At 34.8% G+C, this 572-nt stretch carries 1 protein-coding gene; it reads left to right on the top strand.

All coding sequences use genetic code 11. The features are described 5' to 3' along the window. Positions 1-572, top strand: a 572-nt coding sequence (locus tag ACU8YE_RS24075) for a transposase (RefSeq protein ID WP_446929870.1), incomplete at both ends; no start/stop codon positions are given.

Raw genomic sequence — 572 nt, 5'->3', positions numbered from 1 at the left:
GACTTGGATTACCTCAAAAAGGAACATTTGATAAAGAGGTTAACCTTTGGTTGACAAGAAGACAGACCAATAAAATCAAAGCTGACAAAAGTTATCAATTTTTGCGTAAAAAAGCGAAATTTGATTATCTCCCACCCAATTCCAAAGAAAGCTATCCTGTTAGTCTGAGGGTCGTTCGAATTAAGTTGAGTGAAGATAGCTATGAATCTTTAGTCACGAATCTTGATTCCTTCACTTTTAAAAGCGAAGATTTAAAAGTACTTTATCACTTACGCTGGGGAATTGAAACTTCCTTTAGAGAATTAAAATATGCCTTAGGTTTAAACCAATTCCACTCAAAGAAACTAGAGTTTATTATTCAAGAAATTTACGCTCGTCTCATTATATACAACTTTTCAATGGAAATTGCTCAGGTAGTGGCGTTATCAGCTCCGTTAAAGCAGTTCTATCAGCTTAATTTCACACAAGCTATAGGCATTTGTAAAAGATTTTTTCTTGATCAAACCGTCAATGTAGAAATTTTGATAAGAAGGTATCTCCTCCCTATACGACAGAATCGGAGTGACCAGAGA

It is taken from the genome of Ralstonia sp. VS2407 (assembly GCF_052950655.1).
The sequence above is the reverse complement of the archived record's forward strand: the minus strand, read 5'-3'. Positions and strand labels throughout refer to the sequence as shown.